Origin of the sequence: Sphingopyxis terrae subsp. terrae NBRC 15098 (assembly GCF_001598815.1) — a bacterium.
Classification (GTDB): domain Bacteria; phylum Pseudomonadota; class Alphaproteobacteria; order Sphingomonadales; family Sphingomonadaceae; genus Sphingopyxis; species Sphingopyxis terrae.
In genome coordinates, this window is sequence record NZ_BCZQ01000006.1 from 34,664 (window position 1) to 49,986 (window position 15,323).

At 66.8% G+C, this 15,323-nt stretch carries 14 protein-coding genes; 10 read left to right on the plus strand and 4 right to left on the minus strand.

Going from position 1 to position 15,323, the window contains the following annotated elements:
* Positions 1-100 precede the first annotated feature (100 nt).
* The 7 genes from STE01S_RS04935 (at position 101) to STE01S_RS04965 (ending at position 8,558) form a co-directional block, all read left to right on the plus strand.
* Entirely contained in the window at positions 101-2,416 is a 2,316-nt protein-coding gene (locus STE01S_RS04935; RefSeq protein WP_062765452.1) for an LPS-assembly protein LptD, read from the plus strand.
* A 128-nt stretch (positions 2,417-2,544) separates the two neighbouring features.
* Positions 2,545-3,885 carry a peptidylprolyl isomerase gene (locus STE01S_RS04940; RefSeq protein WP_003047877.1) on the plus strand — a complete coding sequence of 447 codons (1,341 nt, stop codon included), beginning with the start codon at positions 2,545-2,547 and terminating at the stop codon, positions 3,883-3,885.
* The gene (gene pdxA, locus STE01S_RS04945) at positions 3,885-4,904 is read left to right on the plus strand and encodes a 4-hydroxythreonine-4-phosphate dehydrogenase PdxA (protein ID WP_062765455.1); all 1,020 of its coding nucleotides are present in this window, start codon (positions 3,885-3,887) and stop codon (positions 4,902-4,904) included. The genes STE01S_RS04940 and pdxA overlap by 1 nt, the downstream gene beginning before the upstream one ends.
* Complete coding sequence (gene rsmA / locus STE01S_RS04950; RefSeq protein WP_255265883.1) at positions 4,901-5,743, plus strand: 16S rRNA (adenine(1518)-N(6)/adenine(1519)-N(6))-dimethyltransferase RsmA; 843 nt, start codon at positions 4,901-4,903, stop codon at positions 5,741-5,743. Before pdxA ends, rsmA begins: the two co-directional genes overlap by 4 nt.
* 106 nt (positions 5,744-5,849) lie before the next feature.
* Positions 5,850-7,022 carry a saccharopine dehydrogenase family protein gene (locus tag STE01S_RS04955; protein ID WP_062765457.1) on the plus strand — a complete coding sequence of 391 codons (1,173 nt, stop codon included), beginning with the start codon at positions 5,850-5,852 and terminating at the stop codon, positions 7,020-7,022.
* 8 nt (positions 7,023-7,030) lie between these two features.
* Positions 7,031-7,831, plus strand: coding sequence for an acyl-CoA thioesterase (locus STE01S_RS04960; protein WP_062765460.1), 801 nt, complete (start codon positions 7,031-7,033; stop codon positions 7,829-7,831).
* A gap of 292 nt (positions 7,832-8,123) precedes the next feature.
* Positions 8,124-8,558 (plus strand): hypothetical protein, encoded by a 435-nt coding sequence (locus STE01S_RS04965; RefSeq protein ID WP_062765463.1) that lies wholly within the window; start codon positions 8,124-8,126, stop codon positions 8,556-8,558.
* A gap of 41 nt (positions 8,559-8,599) precedes the next feature.
* On the opposite strand, the gene STE01S_RS04970 is transcribed toward STE01S_RS04965, so the two are convergent.
* The 3 genes from STE01S_RS04970 to STE01S_RS04980 all read right to left on the minus strand — a co-directional run bounded on the left by STE01S_RS04970 (position 8,600) and on the right by STE01S_RS04980 (position 11,707).
* The gene (locus tag STE01S_RS04970; RefSeq protein ID WP_062765466.1) at positions 8,600-9,937 is read right to left on the minus strand and encodes a sensor histidine kinase; all 1,338 of its coding nucleotides are present in this window, start codon (positions 9,935-9,937) and stop codon (positions 8,600-8,602) included.
* Entirely contained in the window at positions 9,934-10,668 is a 735-nt protein-coding gene (locus STE01S_RS04975) for a response regulator (protein ID WP_062765469.1), read from the minus strand. The genes STE01S_RS04970 and STE01S_RS04975 overlap by 4 nt, the downstream gene beginning before the upstream one ends.
* A 406-nt stretch (positions 10,669-11,074) precedes the next feature.
* On the minus strand, positions 11,075-11,707 hold the full coding sequence (locus tag STE01S_RS04980; RefSeq protein ID WP_062765472.1) for an EF-hand domain-containing protein: 633 nt from the start codon (positions 11,705-11,707) through the stop codon (positions 11,075-11,077).
* A gap of 246 nt (positions 11,708-11,953) precedes the next feature.
* Between STE01S_RS04980 and STE01S_RS04985 the strand changes: the two genes are divergently transcribed.
* Positions 11,954-13,408, plus strand: coding sequence for a CYTH and CHAD domain-containing protein (locus tag STE01S_RS04985; RefSeq protein ID WP_062765475.1), 1,455 nt, complete (start codon positions 11,954-11,956; stop codon positions 13,406-13,408).
* Between the two features lie 2 nt (positions 13,409-13,410).
* On the opposite strand, the gene STE01S_RS04990 is transcribed toward STE01S_RS04985, so the two are convergent.
* Positions 13,411-13,872, minus strand: coding sequence for an Lrp/AsnC family transcriptional regulator (locus STE01S_RS04990; protein WP_062765808.1), 462 nt, complete (start codon positions 13,870-13,872; stop codon positions 13,411-13,413).
* 152 nt (positions 13,873-14,024) lie between these two features.
* Here STE01S_RS04990 and STE01S_RS04995 point away from each other — a divergent pair, with 152 nt between their 5' ends.
* Both STE01S_RS04995 and STE01S_RS05000 read left to right on the plus strand, forming a co-directional pair.
* Positions 14,025-15,080 carry a Leu/Phe/Val dehydrogenase gene (locus STE01S_RS04995; RefSeq protein WP_062765811.1) on the plus strand — a complete coding sequence of 352 codons (1,056 nt, stop codon included), beginning with the start codon at positions 14,025-14,027 and terminating at the stop codon, positions 15,078-15,080.
* Entirely contained in the window at positions 15,081-15,323 is a 243-nt protein-coding gene (locus STE01S_RS05000) for a hypothetical protein (RefSeq protein ID WP_062765478.1), read from the plus strand.

Consider the following 15,323-nt stretch of genomic DNA (forward strand, 5'->3'; position numbering starts at 1 on the left):
ACGTGCCGGACCGATAGGGGTTTCGCTCGCGAGTTGCAAAACTAAAGCAGCCAGCCCGCAAAGGGTGGACGCAAGATAAGGTGTGGGACAAAGAAATTAAATGAGTCGGACTTTGTTCCCCCACGCGGCGCGCGCGCGGCCCCTTTGGGTCGTCACCGCGAGCGGCATGCTCCTTGTCGCCGTGCCCGCCGCGGCGCAGCCCGGCACGCCCGCGCCCGCCGCCGAGCCTGCTACTCCGGCTGCGCAGCCCGACCTCCAGAATCGTGACGTCTCGGCTGTCACGGTCGATGCACCGAAGCCCGGTGACGAAGAACAGATCGGCTTTGCCGCCGACAATCTGAATTACGACAGCGATGCCGACATCGTCGTTGCCGACGGCAATGTCGAAATGAACCGCGACACCATCTCGATGCGCGCCGACAAGGTGACGTGGAACCGCAAGACCGGCGAAGTGGTCGCCGAGGGCGATGTCGCGATCAAGAATCCCGAAGGCGACACCGCCTATGGCGACCGCATCGTGCTGACCGACACGCTGCGCGACGGCATCGTCCAAAATATGCTCGTCGTGTTCGATAATGGCGCGCGGCTCGCCGCGGTGAAGGGTAGGCGCTTCGACAACGGCAACATCGAGCTGGAAAACGCCGCCTACACGCCCTGCCCGGTCGAGGATGACGCGGGCTGCCCCAAGAACCCGAGCTGGCAGATCCGCGCCGTCCGCGTCGTTTACGACCAGGCGAAGAACAAGATCCGCTACAAGGGCGCGCGCGTCGAAGTCTTCGGTCTGCCGCTCATCCCGCTGCCGGGGCTCAGCCACCCCGCCAACAATGATGCGGGCAGCGGTATCCTCGTCCCCGACGTCCGCCTCGGCCGCACCAACGGGTTCGAAATTGCCCTACCCTATTATCTGCGGCTCGCTCCCGACCGCGACCTGACGATCACACCGCACGTCTACACCAATACGGCGCCGATGATCGAAGGCGAGTTCCGCGCTCTCACCGATATCGGCGCTTTCCGCATCAATGGCTACGCGACCTACAGCTCGGTGGTGCCGCTGACCGGAACCGGCACCGCCGCCGATCAGCGCAACGATTTTCGCGGCTATCTGGAAAGCGCAGGCAAGTTCCAGTTCGATCCCAAATGGAGCCTGACCTATTCGGGCCGGATCACCACCGACCGCACCTTCATGCGCCGCTACGATATCAGCCGCGACGACCGGCTGCGATCGATGTTCGAGCTGGAGCGGATCGGCGGGCAGAGCTATTTGTCGATCGCCGGCTGGGCGACGCAGACGCTGCGCGCGGGCGACAGCCAAGGACAGCAACCGATCGCGCTTCCGATCATCGACTATCGCCAACGCCTGCCCGATCCGTGGCTGGGCGGTCAGTTCGAGCTTCAGCTCAACACGCTGTCGATCGCCCGCACAGCGGGACAGGATACGCAGCGCGCCTTCGCCGGCGCCCGCTGGGATCTGCGCGGGCTGACCGGGCTCGGCCAGGAAGTCACGCTGACCGCGCTGGTGCGCGGCGATGTCTATCACAGCGACGAAAATCTGCTGACGCCGATCGCCGACTATCGCGGCAAGTCGGGTTGGCAGGCCCGCGGCATCGCCGCCATCGCCGCCGACATGCGCTGGCCCTTCATCGGCGAATTCCTCGGCGGCACCCAAACGCTGACCCCGCGGGTGCAGATCGTCGCGACGCCGCCGCTCAAGAATGTCGATATACCGAACGAGGATTCGCGCGCCTTCGATCTTGAGGACGGCAATCTCTTCGCGATCAATCGCTTCAACGGCTACGACCGGTTCGAGGACGGCGCGCGCATCACCTATGGCGTTGAATGGAATTTCAGCCGCCCCGGCTTCAACATCAGCAGCGTCATCGGGCAAAGCTATCGCCTGTCGGACAAGCCGACGCTGTTCCCCGACGGGACCGGGCTCACCGACCGGCTCTCCGACATCGTCGGGCGGACGACCGTCGCCTACAAGGATTTCCTGCGCCTCACCCACCGCTTCCGGCTCGACAAGGATAATCTGGCGATCCGCCGCAACGAATTCGATGCGACGATCGGCAGCCGTTCGACCTACGCCGTACTCGGCTATTCGCGCCTCAACCGCGACATCACCCTGCTCGGCGAAGATCTGCAGGATCGCGAAGAAGCGCGCGTCGGCGGCCGTGTGGCGGTCGCGAAAAACTGGTCGATCTTCGGCTCGGCGATCGTCGATCTGACCAGCAAGGCCGACGATCCGCTCAGCACATCGGACGGCTTCGACCCGATTCGCCACCGGCTCGGGGTCGCCTATGACGACGACTGCCTGTCGATCGCCTTCACCTGGCGACGCGACTATGTCGACACCGGCGACGCGCGGCGCGGCAACAGCTTCTCGTTCCGCGTCGCGTTCCGCAACCTCGGTTTCTGATCGCTCAGCCTGCGTTCAGCGTTTTCCCGCTATCTCCCGGCTTCAAAGGTCCGGATGGCGGATTGCGCTGGACCATCGGGCGCTTCGGCTGATACGGAGCGTCGCATTCTTACTCGAATAGGATGGCAATGACCAAAATTTCGACCATGTTCGGACTGATTGCCGCTGCGGCCGTGGGGTCCGTCCCGGTGTCGGCCCAGACCGTAGCCGACAGCGAAACCCCTGCGACCAACCTCGCCATTCCCGGCAATGTCCAGCTTTACGGCGACGGCAAGCCCAACGTCTATCGCCCCTCAGCGATCGTCAACGGCGAAGTCATCACCGCGACCGACATCGAACAGCGCATGGCGCTGATCCGCATTGCGAACAACAATATGGAACTGCCCGCCGAGGAAATTCAGCGGCTGCGCCAGCAGGTGTTCAGCAACCTGATCGACGAAAAGCTCCAGATTCAGGAAGCCCGCGCGGCAAAGATCGACATCGACGAAAATGTCATCAATGAACAATTTGCCCGGCTGGCGGCGCGTTTCAAGCAGACGCCCGACGAATTCAGCAAATATCTCGCGTCCAAGGGGTCTTCGGCCGCCGCGGTAAAGCAGCAAATCCGCGGCGAATTCGCTTGGGACCGCCTGCTGTCACGCAATATCCAATCGACGACCAATGTGTCGACCGACGAGGTGGAAGCGGTGGTCAAGCGGCTGCAGGAGGCCAAGGGTCAGGACGAACTGCACCTCGGCGAAATCTATCTCGCGACGACGCCCGAAAATGCCGCCGCCGTGATGGCGAATGCGCAAAAAATCATTCAGGCGCTTCAGGCCGGCGGCAGCTTCGCTGCCTATGCACGCCAATTCTCCGAAGCCTCGACCGCGGTCGTTGGCGGCGATCTCGGCTGGGTCCGCCCCGCGACCCTCCCGCCGTCGATGGCGCAGGCGGCGCTCAACATGCAGCCCGGCCAGCTCGTCGGCCCGGTCGAAGTCCCGGGCGGGATATCGATCCTGCTGATGATCGACCGGCGCCAGGTTCTGACGGCCGACCCGCGCGACGCGGTGCTCAGTCTCAAGCAGGTGTCACTCGATTTCGCCCCCGGCACGACCGAAGCAAAGGCGAGCGAGCTCGCCAGCCAGTTCGCCGACGCGACGCGCAGCATCGCCGGTTGCGGCGCGGCCGACGATATCGCCGCCAAGCTCGGCGCGAATGTCGTGTCGCGCGACAATATCTCGATGCGCGCACTGCCGCCGCAGCTGCAGAACACGCTGATCAACATGCAGATCGGGCAAGTCACTCAACCGTTCGGCGCCGCCAATGAAGGGGTCAGCGTCCTGGTTCTTTGCGGCCGCGACCTGCCTGAATCGGCAACCGCTCCCGACGTTCAGGCGATCGAGCAGAAGCTGCTCGAGGACAAGGTCAACAAGCGCGCGCAACGCTATCTGCGCGACCTGCGCCGGGATGCGGTGATCGAATATAATTGATGACGGCTATGATTAAACGACGCCCGATCGCGGTCACCATGGGCGACCCGGCGGGCGTCGGTCCCGAAGTTGCGGCCCGCGCCTGGGCCGAACGCCACAAGCACGACTTGCCTCCCTTCGTCACCGTCGGCGACGCTGCGGTGATCGAAGCCGTCTGGGACGGCCCGATCGTTCGCGTCAACGACATGGATGAGGCCGGACGACTGTTCGACACGGCGCTGCCTGTCTGGCATCTCGAGGACAGCGGCCCCCTCACCCCCGGCGAACCGACTGCGGCGGGCGCGACTTGCGCCCTGCATGCTCTGGAAACCGGCATCGGCCTCACCCGCAACGGCGCCGCCGCGGCGCTGGTGACGGGTCCGGTGTCGAAACATGCGCTGCAAAGCATCGGCTATACTCATCCGGGGCAGACCGAATTCATCGCCGAACGCTGCGGCGTTACCGCAACCAATGCGGTGATGATGCTCGCCGGCCCCGGCCTGCGCGTCGTACCGCTGACCGTCCATATCCCGCTCGCCGAGGTGCCCGAACGCCTGACCGCCGAGCTTATCGTTGCCAAGGCGCGCATCGTCGTGCGCGGCCTGATCCGCGACTTCGGTATCGCCCAGCCGCGCCTCGCGATGGCCGGGCTCAACCCGCATGCCGGCGAAAGCGGCCGACTCGGCGACGAGGAAATCCGCATCATCGCCCCCGCGATCGAGCAGCTTGCCGCCGAGGGGATCGGCGTCGATGGCCCGCTCGCCGCCGATGCGCTGTTCGCGCCCGGCATCCGCGACCGCTATGACGCGCTGCTCTGCGGCTATCACGATCAGGCGCTGGCGCCGTTCAAGGCGCTGCATTTCCACGACGGCGTCAACCTGACGCTTGGGCTGCCGATCATTCGTACCTCGCCCGATCATGGCACCGCCTTCAACATCGCAGGTTCGGGAACCGCCGATCCCGGACCGACGATCGCCGCGATCGCGATGGCCGCGCGGATGGCTGGGGCGCGGGCGCGCGGCTGCGCCGCCGCCGCGTGACGACGCAGCCCAATCGTCCGCTGCCGCCGCTGCGCGATGTCGTGCGCGCGCACGGCCTCTCGGCCAGCAAGGCGCTTGGGCAGAATTTCCTTTTCGACGAACAATTGCTCGATCGCGTCGCGGCGATCCCCGGCAATCTCGACGGCGCGACGGTGTTCGAGGTCGGTCCCGGACCGGGCGGGCTGACGCGCGCGCTGCTGCGCGCCGGCGCGCGGGTGATCGCGGTCGAACGCGACGAACGCTGTCTGCCGTTGCTCGCCGATCTTGCCGATGCCTTCGGCGGCCGGCTGACCGTTGTTGCGGACGACGCGATAGCGGTCGATGCGAACGCACTGGCGGGCGGCCCCTATCATATCGTCGCCAACCTTCCCTACAATGTCGGCACCGCACTGTTCACACGCTGGCTCGAACCCGCTGCCTGGCCGCCGCAATGGCTGTCGCTGACGCTGATGTTCCAGCTCGAGGTCGCCGAACGCATCGTCGCTCCTGTCGGCAGCGCGGCCTATGGGCGGCTCGCGGTGCTGGCGCAGTGGCGGGCGCAGGCGAAGCTCGCGATGAAGGTCCACCGCTCGGCCTTCACCCCGCCGCCCAAGGTGATGTCGGCGATCGTCCATGTCACCCCGGACCACGAACCGCCCGGCGTGTCGCCCGCGATGCTGTCGAAGCTCACCGAAAAGGGGTTCGGACAGCGCCGCAAGATGCTGCGCCAGAGCCTCAAGGGCGTACCCGGCGCAATCGACGCGCTGGATGCGCTCGGGATCGATCCGACCCGCCGCGCCGAGACAGTCAGCGTTGCCGAATGGGTGGCACTAGCGCGGTCGCTGACGCACTCCGCCTGACGTTGGCGGATTGAGCCCCGCGGACCGGGCGCGACGCGACGCCCCTTGGCACCGCCGAACATCTGCGCTAGCCTCTAGTTGACGTTTACGTAAATGGGAGGGTGCCGTGGCAGAGGCCCGCGAATTCGACATCATCGTCTATGGCGCGACCGGCTTTACCGGCCGCCTCGTCGCCGAATATTTCGTGCAACATTATGGCGGCCGCAAGGACGCGCCGAAATGGGCGATGGCGGGACGCAGTCTCGACAAGCTCGCCGAAGTGCGCGACCTGATCGGCGCCCCCGCCGACACGCCGCTCGTCGTCGCCGACGCCAGCGAGCCCGCCAGCCTCGACATGATGGCGCATCGCACGCGCGTCGTGCTGACCACCGTGGGCCCCTATCAGCTTTATGGCAGCGACCTCGTCAACGCCTGCGCCAAGGCCGGAACCGCCTATGCCGATCTGTGCGGCGAGCCCGGCTGGATGCGCGAGATGATCGACGCGCATCAGGATCAGGCGCAGGCATCGGGCGCGCGCATTACCTTTTCGTGTGGCTTCGATTCGATCCCCTTCGACCTCGGCGTGCTGTTCCTCCAGGCCGAAGCGGTGAGGCGCCACGGCAAGCCCGCGCCGCGCGTGAAGGGCCGCGTGCGCAAGATGCAGGGCGGCGCGTCGGGCGGCACCATCGCCAGCCTGACCGAAACGCTGAAGGCCGTCGCCAAAAAGCCGTCGCTCGCGCTGTTGCTCAAATCCTCCTTCGCGCTGACCCCGGGGTTCGAAGGTCCGCACCAGCCGTCGGGGCTGATCCCCGAATATGATCATGCGACCGGCACCTGGACCGCGCCCTTCGTGATGGCGCCGATCAACACCAAAAATGTCCACCGCACCAATTTCCTGCTCGGCCACCCATGGGGGTCCGACCTTGTCTATGACGAGATGGTGATGACGACGATCGGCGAGGCCGGAAAGGCAATGGCCGAAGCGATGGCGAAGGCGAACCCCTTCGGCGAATCCAAGCTCAAACCCGGCGAGGGACCGAGCAAGGAAGAGCGCGAAAACGGCTTCTACGACATCCTCTTCGTTGGCGAATATCCCGACGGCACCACGATCCGCGCCAGCGTCCAAGGCGACCGCGACCCTGGCTATGGATCGACGTCGAAGATGCTGGCCGAAACCGGCATGGCGCTGCTCGAAACCGATGGCGCGGGCGGCGTGTGGACCCCCGGCGCGCTGCTCGGTCAGGCGCTGATCGACCGGCTGACCGCCCATGCCGGACTGACTTTCCAGATCGAGGATTGAGTTTTCCGATGACAAGCTCCCCCAGCGCGCTCGACGCGCTGCTCTCCACCCTGCGCGTCGACGGCGATGTCGCGACGGCGCATATCGACGACGGCTGGATGCAGGGCCGCACGGCCTATGGCGGGATCAGCTCGGCGGTCGCGCTCGCCGGCACGATGGCGCTCCACCCGACCGAGGCGCCGCTTCGCTATGCGCAGATCAGCTTCGTCGGACCGGTCAGCGGCGATTGCACCGTGCATACGCGCGTGCTGCGCCAATCGAAATCGAGCCTGTTCATCGACGCTGGCGTCACCAGCGATGCGGGCTTCGGCACCGCCGCGGTCTTCGCCTTCTCGCCCGACCGGCAAAGCCATCTCGATCACAACCGGCTTGCCATACCCGACGCCCCCGCCCCCGAAACGCTTCGGCCCGTGCCCGAACACAAGGCGCGGCCCAGCTTCACCCGTCATTTCGACATGCGCCCGACGACCGGCCCGCGCTTCAACTGGAAAAGCGATGTCGGCGAATATCTGACCTGGGTGCGCTTCGTCGAAGAGCCCGCCTGTCATCCGGCGGTCGCGCTGCTCGCGATGGGCGATGCTCTGCCCCCGGCGGCGATGGCGCTGTTCACCGAATTCGGCCCGATCAGCTCGATGAACTGGACGGTCAACATGCTCACCGCAAAGCCCGAGACCGAGGATGGCTGGTGGCTGCTCTCGGCCAAGACCGGCTTCGCCCGCAACGGTCTGTCGGTGCAGGACATGATGCTGTGGAACCGCGCCGGCGAACCGGTGCTGCACGGCAGCCAGGCGATCGCGATTTACGCCTGATAACGACCGATTGCGGGCTTATTTCCCTTCGTCATCCCGGATCAGTCCGGGATGCCGAAGGTATGAAAGTCTCGCGTTGATATTGTGTACCCCGGCGAAGGCCGGGGTCCAGGGCTTCACAGCACCAACCCCGACTTTTTAACGCTCTGGACCCCGGCCTTCGCCGGGGTACACAAAGCGGCTCACCGCAACGTCCGCTTTCCACCCCAAAGTCGCCGTTCGCCGCCGATCTGGATCGAATGGCCGGAAACGACCGATTGCGGACATTGGTGCAACGGGGCACACTCACATCATGTTCGATCACCGTTCTCCAAATTTTCTGTGGCTTGTGGCGGGAATAGCACTCACGCTGAGTGTAGGCGCACGGCTCCTATTTGACGAAACTCCAGCGGCATGGGCGCTGATCGTCATTGCATTTGCTGCGGGAGTCGAAGCGTCGACATCTCAGGCAGCAGCGCAAATTGGTGCAGTGTATTTTGGTCAGGACAGCGACGACGTCGAGCGCCGGGCATACAGCCCACGTGGGGCATTGTTCCGATGCGGCTATCTAGGTTTTTTCGGCGCCGCGGCCGTGCTCTTAGGCCGCGGCGGCTACAATCTCTTGCCGGACAATTTCTGGGTAGCCGCGTTCATCCTTGGGCCCATTCTGATCTATTACCTCTGGGCAGGGACGAGCTACCTGAAATCGATCTCTCACCTAGCTCGTCGAGAAAGTTGGCAGCGTTAAAAATTTCGGGGCTAACGTCCGCTCCCCACCCCAAAGCCGCTTCACGCCAGAACCGGCAGCACAATCGCCGCGTCGAGCCCGCCGCCCGGGCGGTTTGCCAGTACCAGTTCGCCGCCCTCGCCCGCCGCAATCTCGCGCGCGATCGACAGGCCGAGGCCGGCGCCGCCCGTCGCGCGGTTCCGCGACTGCTCGCCGCGCGCAAAGGGTTCGACCAGCGTGCGGATATGCTCGTCGGTCAGCCCCGGGCCGTCGTCGGACACGATGATGCGCGCATGGTCGCCCTCGCGCACCACCGACAGCCGCGCGCGAACGCCATAGGCCAGCGCATTGTCGATCAGGTTGCGCAGCGCGCGGCGCAGCAGCATCGGGCGCGCCCGCACCGCCGCCTCGGCGAGCGCGCTCGCCGCGACATCCTTGCCCTGCTCGCCATAGTCTGCCGTCAGTTCGCGCAGCAGCAGCGGCAGCGCGATCGCCTCGGGCGCTTCGGTTCCCGCCCCTGAGCGCGCGAGCGCCAATATGTCGGCCAGCATCGCGGTCATTTCCTCGATCGAGGCGATCATCTTTTCGCGCAAGCGGTCGTCGTCGACCTGCTCGACACGGACGCGCAGGCTCGCGAGCGGGGTGCGCAAATCGTGGCCGACCGCACCCAGCATCCGGTCCTTGTCGGCGAGCATGGTGCCAATGCGCGCGCGATAGGCGTTGAACGCCGCGATCAGGTCGCGCACGTCGGACGGCCCCGCCTCGTCGATCGGCGGCAGATCGCGCGCCGCCGGATTGGCGCGCACCGCGCGGGTCAACTCGCGCAGCGGCGCCGCGACGCGCCACGCGATCAGGATGATCGGCACGAGCAGCAGCAGATAGAGCGACAGCGTCTGCCAAAGCAAAAAGCCCTGCAGGCGCCCGCCGGTCGCCGGAATGCGGCTGCGCACGGTGAAATAGCGCCCATCGACGCGCGCGCTCACCACGACGACGCGGCCGGGATAGCTGGCCTTCTGCGCGCGCGGCCGCAGCGGCATCGCCCAGGCGGACACCTCGCTCGCCTTGACCCCGCCTTCGCTCAGCAGGTCGGCGACATAGGCCGACAGGTCGGCAAGTGGCACTGCCCCCGGAATCAGCGGCGGCGGCCGGTCGGTGATCAGCAGTTTCTGGACGCGGTCGTGCCGGCCGCTCGCGGCGCCGTCGTCGATCCGGCCGCGCCGGTCACGATCGATCGCGTCGATGATCCGTGCGACGGCCATGCCGCCGCCATGCGCGAGGGTCTGCTGCTTTTGCCCGCGCGCAAGCATCGCGAAATTGATCCCCTGCGCGACGAACAGCATCGCCGCGACGGCCAGCACCAATTGCCCGATCAGGCTGCGCGGCCACAAACGAATGCTCATGCGGCCGGCCCCAGCCGCTTGACCTCGCAAGCCAGCGTATAACCGCCGCCCCACACCGTCTTGACGATCTGCGGATGCGCGGGGTCTTCCTCGATCTTCTTGCGCAGGCGGCTGACGAGATTGTCGATCGCGCGGTCGAAGATGTCGGCCTCGCGCCCACGCACCAGATCGAGCAGCCGGTCGCGGCTCATCACCTGCCGCGGGTGGCGCACCAGCGCGTGAAGCAGGTGATATTCGCCGGACGACAGCGCGACTTCGGTGCCCGCCTCGTCGACCAGCACGCGTTCGACCTCGCGCAGCACCCACGGCCCGAAGGCATAGCTCGTCCCGCCCGGATCGACCGCGCGGCCGTTCGCCTGCGTCCGCCGCAGCACGGTGCGGATGCGCGCGACCAGTTCGCGCGGGTTGAAGGGTTTGACGACATAGTCGTCGGCGCCGATCTCCAGCCCGATGATGCGCTCGGTATCTTCGGCGCGCGCGGTGAGCAGGATCACGGGGATGCTGCTCGTCTCGCGCAGATGGCGGGTCAGCGACAGGCCGTCCTCGCCGGGCATCATGATGTCGCTTACCACCAGATCGACCGATTGCGCGCGCAGCACCGACCGCGCTTCTGCGGCATTGGCCGCGTCGGTCACGGCAAATCCCTGCGCCTCCAGATATTCGGAAAGCGGCTCGCGGATCGACGGCTCGTCGTCGATCAACAGGATGCGGGGGGTGTCGCTATCGGTCATGGCTATCCGCTAAAAATAGGGTCAGGGCCCATTAGTTCCGCGTTCGAGGCGTCGAAATGGCGAAGATATCGGGTCTGGGCGGGTGCAGCGGGTAGCATCGCTACCCGCAAGGCCGCGCGGGCCCGAGATCGAAGCCATTTCGGCGTCCCTGCGGGATTTGACCGATTTTGCCCATGGCTTCGTTGGCAAGTCTTGAAATATCGACATATTCCCTCGCCTTGCCTCCTCGCCCTGAGCAAAATCGCTTCAAACCTCGAACGCGGAATTATTGGGTCCTGACCCTGGTTCGCCCACCGGCCCGCGGGGGGCCGATGGGCGATAGCTGGCAGGACGCGGCGGCAAAGGCAATGCCACGGTGGGGGCCCGGGAGGGGGGGGATAGGCCCGCACCGCCCGCGTCGTGCCGATCAGGTACCGGCGGGCGGCGCCGGCGGCGCACCGCGCTTGTCGCGCATCGTCTGGCGCATGGCCTGCCGTTCTTCGGCCGTCACCTTGCCATCCTTGTTCGCATCCATCCGGTCGAAGCGCGCCAGCGCACCCGCGACGAATTCGGCCTGGCTGATCGCCTTATCGCCATTGGCATCGGCCTTCATCCAGCCGCCGGGGCCGCCATGTCCACCATGCCCGCCGCGCTTGCCGCCGTGATGGCCGCGCATCGCGTGCCGCTCGCCGCCTTCGCCCGGCGCACCGGCGCGTTCGCCGCGCTTGGCTTTCCATTCGGCGCGCTTCGCTTGGCGCGCGGCATCGGCCTGGTCCCATTCGGCCTTGCTGATGCTGCCATCCTTGTTGGCGTCGAGCCGGTCGAACATCTGGGCGCGCTTTTCGGCATGGCGTGCGGCGCGATCGGCCAGGTCGAGCTTGCCGTCCTTGTTGACGTCGAGCTTGACGAACATCGCCTTGGCGTGCGTTTCTGCCTCGGCGCGGGTCAGCACGCCATCATTGTTGGCGTCGCCCATGTTGCGGTCGCCGCCGGGGGCGGCCAGCACCGGCACCGCGACCAGCGCAGCGCCCAGCGTCAAAAGGGTCATCTTCTTTTTCACGTCACAAACTCCTGTCCAAGGGACCGCATGAAAGGGGGGAGAGCCTTCGGTCCCGATGACGCCCTTCTAGGCTCCATTTGTCCCACAGCATTGCCGCATCGTCGAAATAGTGTCGCAAAATGTCGCAAAACGGCCCCGCCGTTCATCCCCCTGCAAGTCCCGGCTGCACCAGCGAGCGATGGCAATCCGGACGCGAAGGCGCTAAGCAGCGGCGCCGGTCGGCGGCGATCGCAAGAGGGGCAAGGGATGGGCGGCAAGTCGAGCGAAGAGGTCGAGCTCAAGCTCGAACTCGCGCCGGACGCGCGCAGCACGGTCGATTGGCCGGCGCTGTTCGGCGCGCCGCCGACGATCATCGCCCAGCACGCCGTCTATTTCGACACTCCCGACCGCGCGCTCGCCGCCGCAGGCTTTTCGCTGCGCATCCGCACGAGCGACACGAAGCGCGTCCAGACGGTGAAGGCGCGCGCCGCGGCCGCGGGCCTCTTCGCGCGCTCCGAATGGGAATTTGCGGTGGAGGGCGACATCCCAGTGCTCGACGATCGCACCCCCGTCGCGGCGACGCTGGGCGCGCACGCGGCGAAGCTCGGTCCCGTCTTTACGATCGAAAACGAACGGATGCTCTGGGATCTCGGCGGGATCGAGGTCGCACTCGATCACGCCCGCGTCGCCACCCCCGACGCCGAAACCCCGATCGACGAGATCGAGCTCGAGGCAAAGGGCAGCGCAATCCCCGCGCTATTCGCCCTCGCCCGCCGGATCGATGCGGCAACCCCGGTGCACATCGCTATACTCAGCAAGGCCGACCGCGGCTACCGGCTGCTCGCGCCGCCGGCTCCGGCCGAAAAGGCCCGGCCGGTGACGCTGGCGGCCGGGATCACGGCGGCGGAGGCGTTTTGCGCCATCGCCCGCGCCTGCCTGCGCCAGTTCCGCCTCAACGCCGCGACGGTGATCGAGCGCGGCGATCCCGGCGCGCTGCATCAGGCGCGCGTCGCGCTGCGACGGCTGCGCTCGGCCCTCGCGGTTCACGCGCCGCTGTTCCCGCCCTCCGCTGCCGCGCGCTGGGACGACGAGCTGCGCTGGCTTGCCGGCGAATTGGGCGCCGCGCGCGATCTCGACGTCCTTGCCACGCGCGCCGGGCCGGGCGCCCTCACCGACCGGCTGCGTCCCGCACGCGAAGCCGCCTATGCGCGCGCCACTGCAGCGCTGCTCGCCCCGCGCGCGCGGCATCTGATGCTCGATTTCGTCGAGTGGCTCACCATCGGCGACTGGCGCACGGGTGATGAAGCCACGGCCCCCTGCACACGTCCGGTGCGCGGCTTCGCGGCCGAGGCGCTGGATCGGCTGCACCGAAAGGTCCGCAAGCGCGGGCGCCACTTCGCGCGCCTCGACGATGCCGCCCGGCACCGCCTGCGCAAGACGGTCAAGAAGCTGCGCTACACCGCCGATTTCTTCGCGCCGCTGTTTGCCGACGACGGGCAGTCTGCGGCGCTGCGCGACCATGCCAAGCTCACCGAGGCGCTGCAGGACCGGCTCGGCGCGCTCAACGACATCGCCACCGCGCCCCAATTGCTGCGCAGCCTGTCGCTCGATGCAGTTCCCGAAGCGGTCGCACTTTTCGCCACCGGCGATCGTGAGCGCCTGCTCGGTGAAGCGCGCACCGCCTTTCGCGCGCTCCGCGATGCCGCCCCCTTCTGGCGCTGAGCCTATAGCGGCAGTTCGGTCGTCGACTTGATCTCGGACAGCGCGACCGTCGAATTGATTTCCTGGACGCCGGGCAGCTTGCTCAGCTGATCGAAGAAGAAGCGTTCATAGGCGTCGATGTCGCGCGCGACGATACGCAACATGAAATCGGTCGTCCCCATTAGCACATAGGCATCGAGCACTTCCGGAAAGCCGCGGATCGTCGCGCTGAATTCATCAAGATTGGCGCGACCGTGCGCGTTGAGCTTCACTTGCGCAAAGACATGCGCGTTCAGTCCGACCTTGCGCCGGTCGACGATCGCGACGCGCTTACGGATAAATCCCTCACGCTCCAGCCGGTCGATGCGGCGCCAGCACGGCGATACCGACAGCCCGACGCGATCGGCAATCTCGGCGGTGGTCTGGCTCGCGTCGCGCTGCAATTCGCGAAGGATTTTTATCTCGAACGGATCAAGGTCGGCCATATATTTCTCATACTTGATGAATCCGGGTTTAAAAATCCCCAAAATTGCCGATTCGAGCGAAAATGCGAACAAGTTTGTCCGGCGCCATGATGCGATAAGGCGCAGCGAATTTACGCCAATCATTGCCACCCATCATTTCAAGGAGCCCCATGATGGTCAGCCGCCCCACCCGCATGACCCCGCCGGTCGAATGCGTCCGCCTGTTCGACGCCGCCGCCGGCCTCGACGGCGTGATCGCAATTCATTCGACCGCACTCGGGCCGGGCGCGGGCGGTTGCCGCCTGTGGCACTATGACGATGTCGATGGCGCGCTCGCCGATGCACTGCGGCTGGCCGAGGGGATGAGCTACAAGAACGCGCTCGCGGGCCTGCCCTTCGGCGGCGCCAAGGCGGTGCTGCGCCGCCCCGCCGGCTCGTTCGACCGCACCGCGCTCTTCCGCGCCTTCGGCCGCGCGGTCGAGGCGCTCGGTGGGCTCTACGTGACCGCCGAAGATGTCGGCACCACCGTCGCCGACATGCAGGATATCGCAGGCGTCACGCGCCACGTCGCCGGCCTGCCCCCTGCGGGCGGCCGCGCGGGCGGCGATCCCTCGCCCTGGACCGCGCGCGGCGTCTTCGACGCGATGGAGGCGGCGGCGAAGCACAGGCTGGGCAGCGACCTCGCCGGGCTGACCGTCGCGGTGCAGGGTACGGGCAATGTCGGCGCCGACCTCTGCCGCCGCCTAGCCGACGCCGGGGCGCGGCTCGTCATCGCCGATCCGAACCCGGCGCGGCGCGACCGGCTCGCGGCGATCCACGGGGCAGAGGTCGTCCATGTCGACGACATCCTTCGCGTCGAAGCCGACATCCTTGCCCCCTGCGCCCTCGGCGGCGCCCTCAATGCCGAAAGCGTCGGCGGGCTGAAGGCGCGGCTGGTATGCGGGGCCGCGAACAACCAGCTCGCCGAACCGGCGGTCGCCGATCTGCTGATGGCGCGCGGGATCGCCTATGTCCCCGACTATGTCGCCAATGCGGGCGGGATCATCAGCGTGTCGGCCGAATATCTGGGCGAAGACGAAGCCGAGGTCGCGGCGCGCGTGGCGCAGATCGCGCCGCGCGTGACCGCACTCCTCGACCGCGCGGCACAGGAAGGACGCTCCCCCGCCGTCGTCGCCGACGAAATGGCCGAGCAGGTCATCGCGGCCGGGGCACAGCGCGCGGCCGCCTGAATGCACCGCTTTCGCATCGCCGCGCTCGCCGATCCGCAGTCGCTTCCCCGCATTACCGGCTTCTTCGGGCAGCGCGGCCTCGTCCCCGCGGCGGTTGCCGTGCAGACCGGCGACGGCGCGATGCGGCTGCGGATCGACGTGCCCGGCCTCGACGATGGCACGGCGGCCGTCATCGCATCGAAACTCGGCGCGCTCTTCGCCGTGACCGATGTCGCGATGTCCGACGGCGTGCCTGCCGAATAG

Excerpts from the sequence above, each read along its gene's own strand:
- STE01S_RS04965 (WP_062765463.1), top strand. The coding sequence starts at position 8,124 with ATGTTCGATCACCGTTCTCCAAATTTTCTGTGGCTTGTGGCGGGAATA.
- STE01S_RS04940 (WP_003047877.1), top strand. The coding sequence starts at position 2,545 with ATGACCAAAATTTCGACCATGTTCGGACTGATTGCCGCTGCGGCCGTG.
- STE01S_RS05000 (WP_062765478.1), top strand. The coding sequence starts at position 15,081 with ATGCACCGCTTTCGCATCGCCGCGCTCGCCGATCCGCAGTCGCTTCCC.
- STE01S_RS04970 (WP_062765466.1), bottom strand. The coding sequence starts at position 9,937 with ATGAGCATTCGTTTGTGGCCGCGCAGCCTGATCGGGCAATTGGTGCTG.
- pdxA (WP_062765455.1), top strand. The coding sequence starts at position 3,885 with ATGACGGCTATGATTAAACGACGCCCGATCGCGGTCACCATGGGCGAC.
- STE01S_RS04935 (WP_062765452.1), top strand. The coding sequence starts at position 101 with ATGAGTCGGACTTTGTTCCCCCACGCGGCGCGCGCGCGGCCCCTTTGG.
- STE01S_RS04960 (WP_062765460.1), top strand. The coding sequence starts at position 7,031 with ATGACAAGCTCCCCCAGCGCGCTCGACGCGCTGCTCTCCACCCTGCGC.
- STE01S_RS04975 (WP_062765469.1), bottom strand. The coding sequence starts at position 10,668 with ATGACCGATAGCGACACCCCCCGCATCCTGTTGATCGACGACGAGCCG.
- STE01S_RS04990 (WP_062765808.1), bottom strand. The coding sequence starts at position 13,872 with ATGGCCGACCTTGATCCGTTCGAGATAAAAATCCTTCGCGAATTGCAG.
- STE01S_RS04985 (WP_062765475.1), top strand. The coding sequence starts at position 11,954 with ATGGGCGGCAAGTCGAGCGAAGAGGTCGAGCTCAAGCTCGAACTCGCG.
- STE01S_RS04995 (WP_062765811.1), top strand. The coding sequence starts at position 14,025 with ATGGTCAGCCGCCCCACCCGCATGACCCCGCCGGTCGAATGCGTCCGC.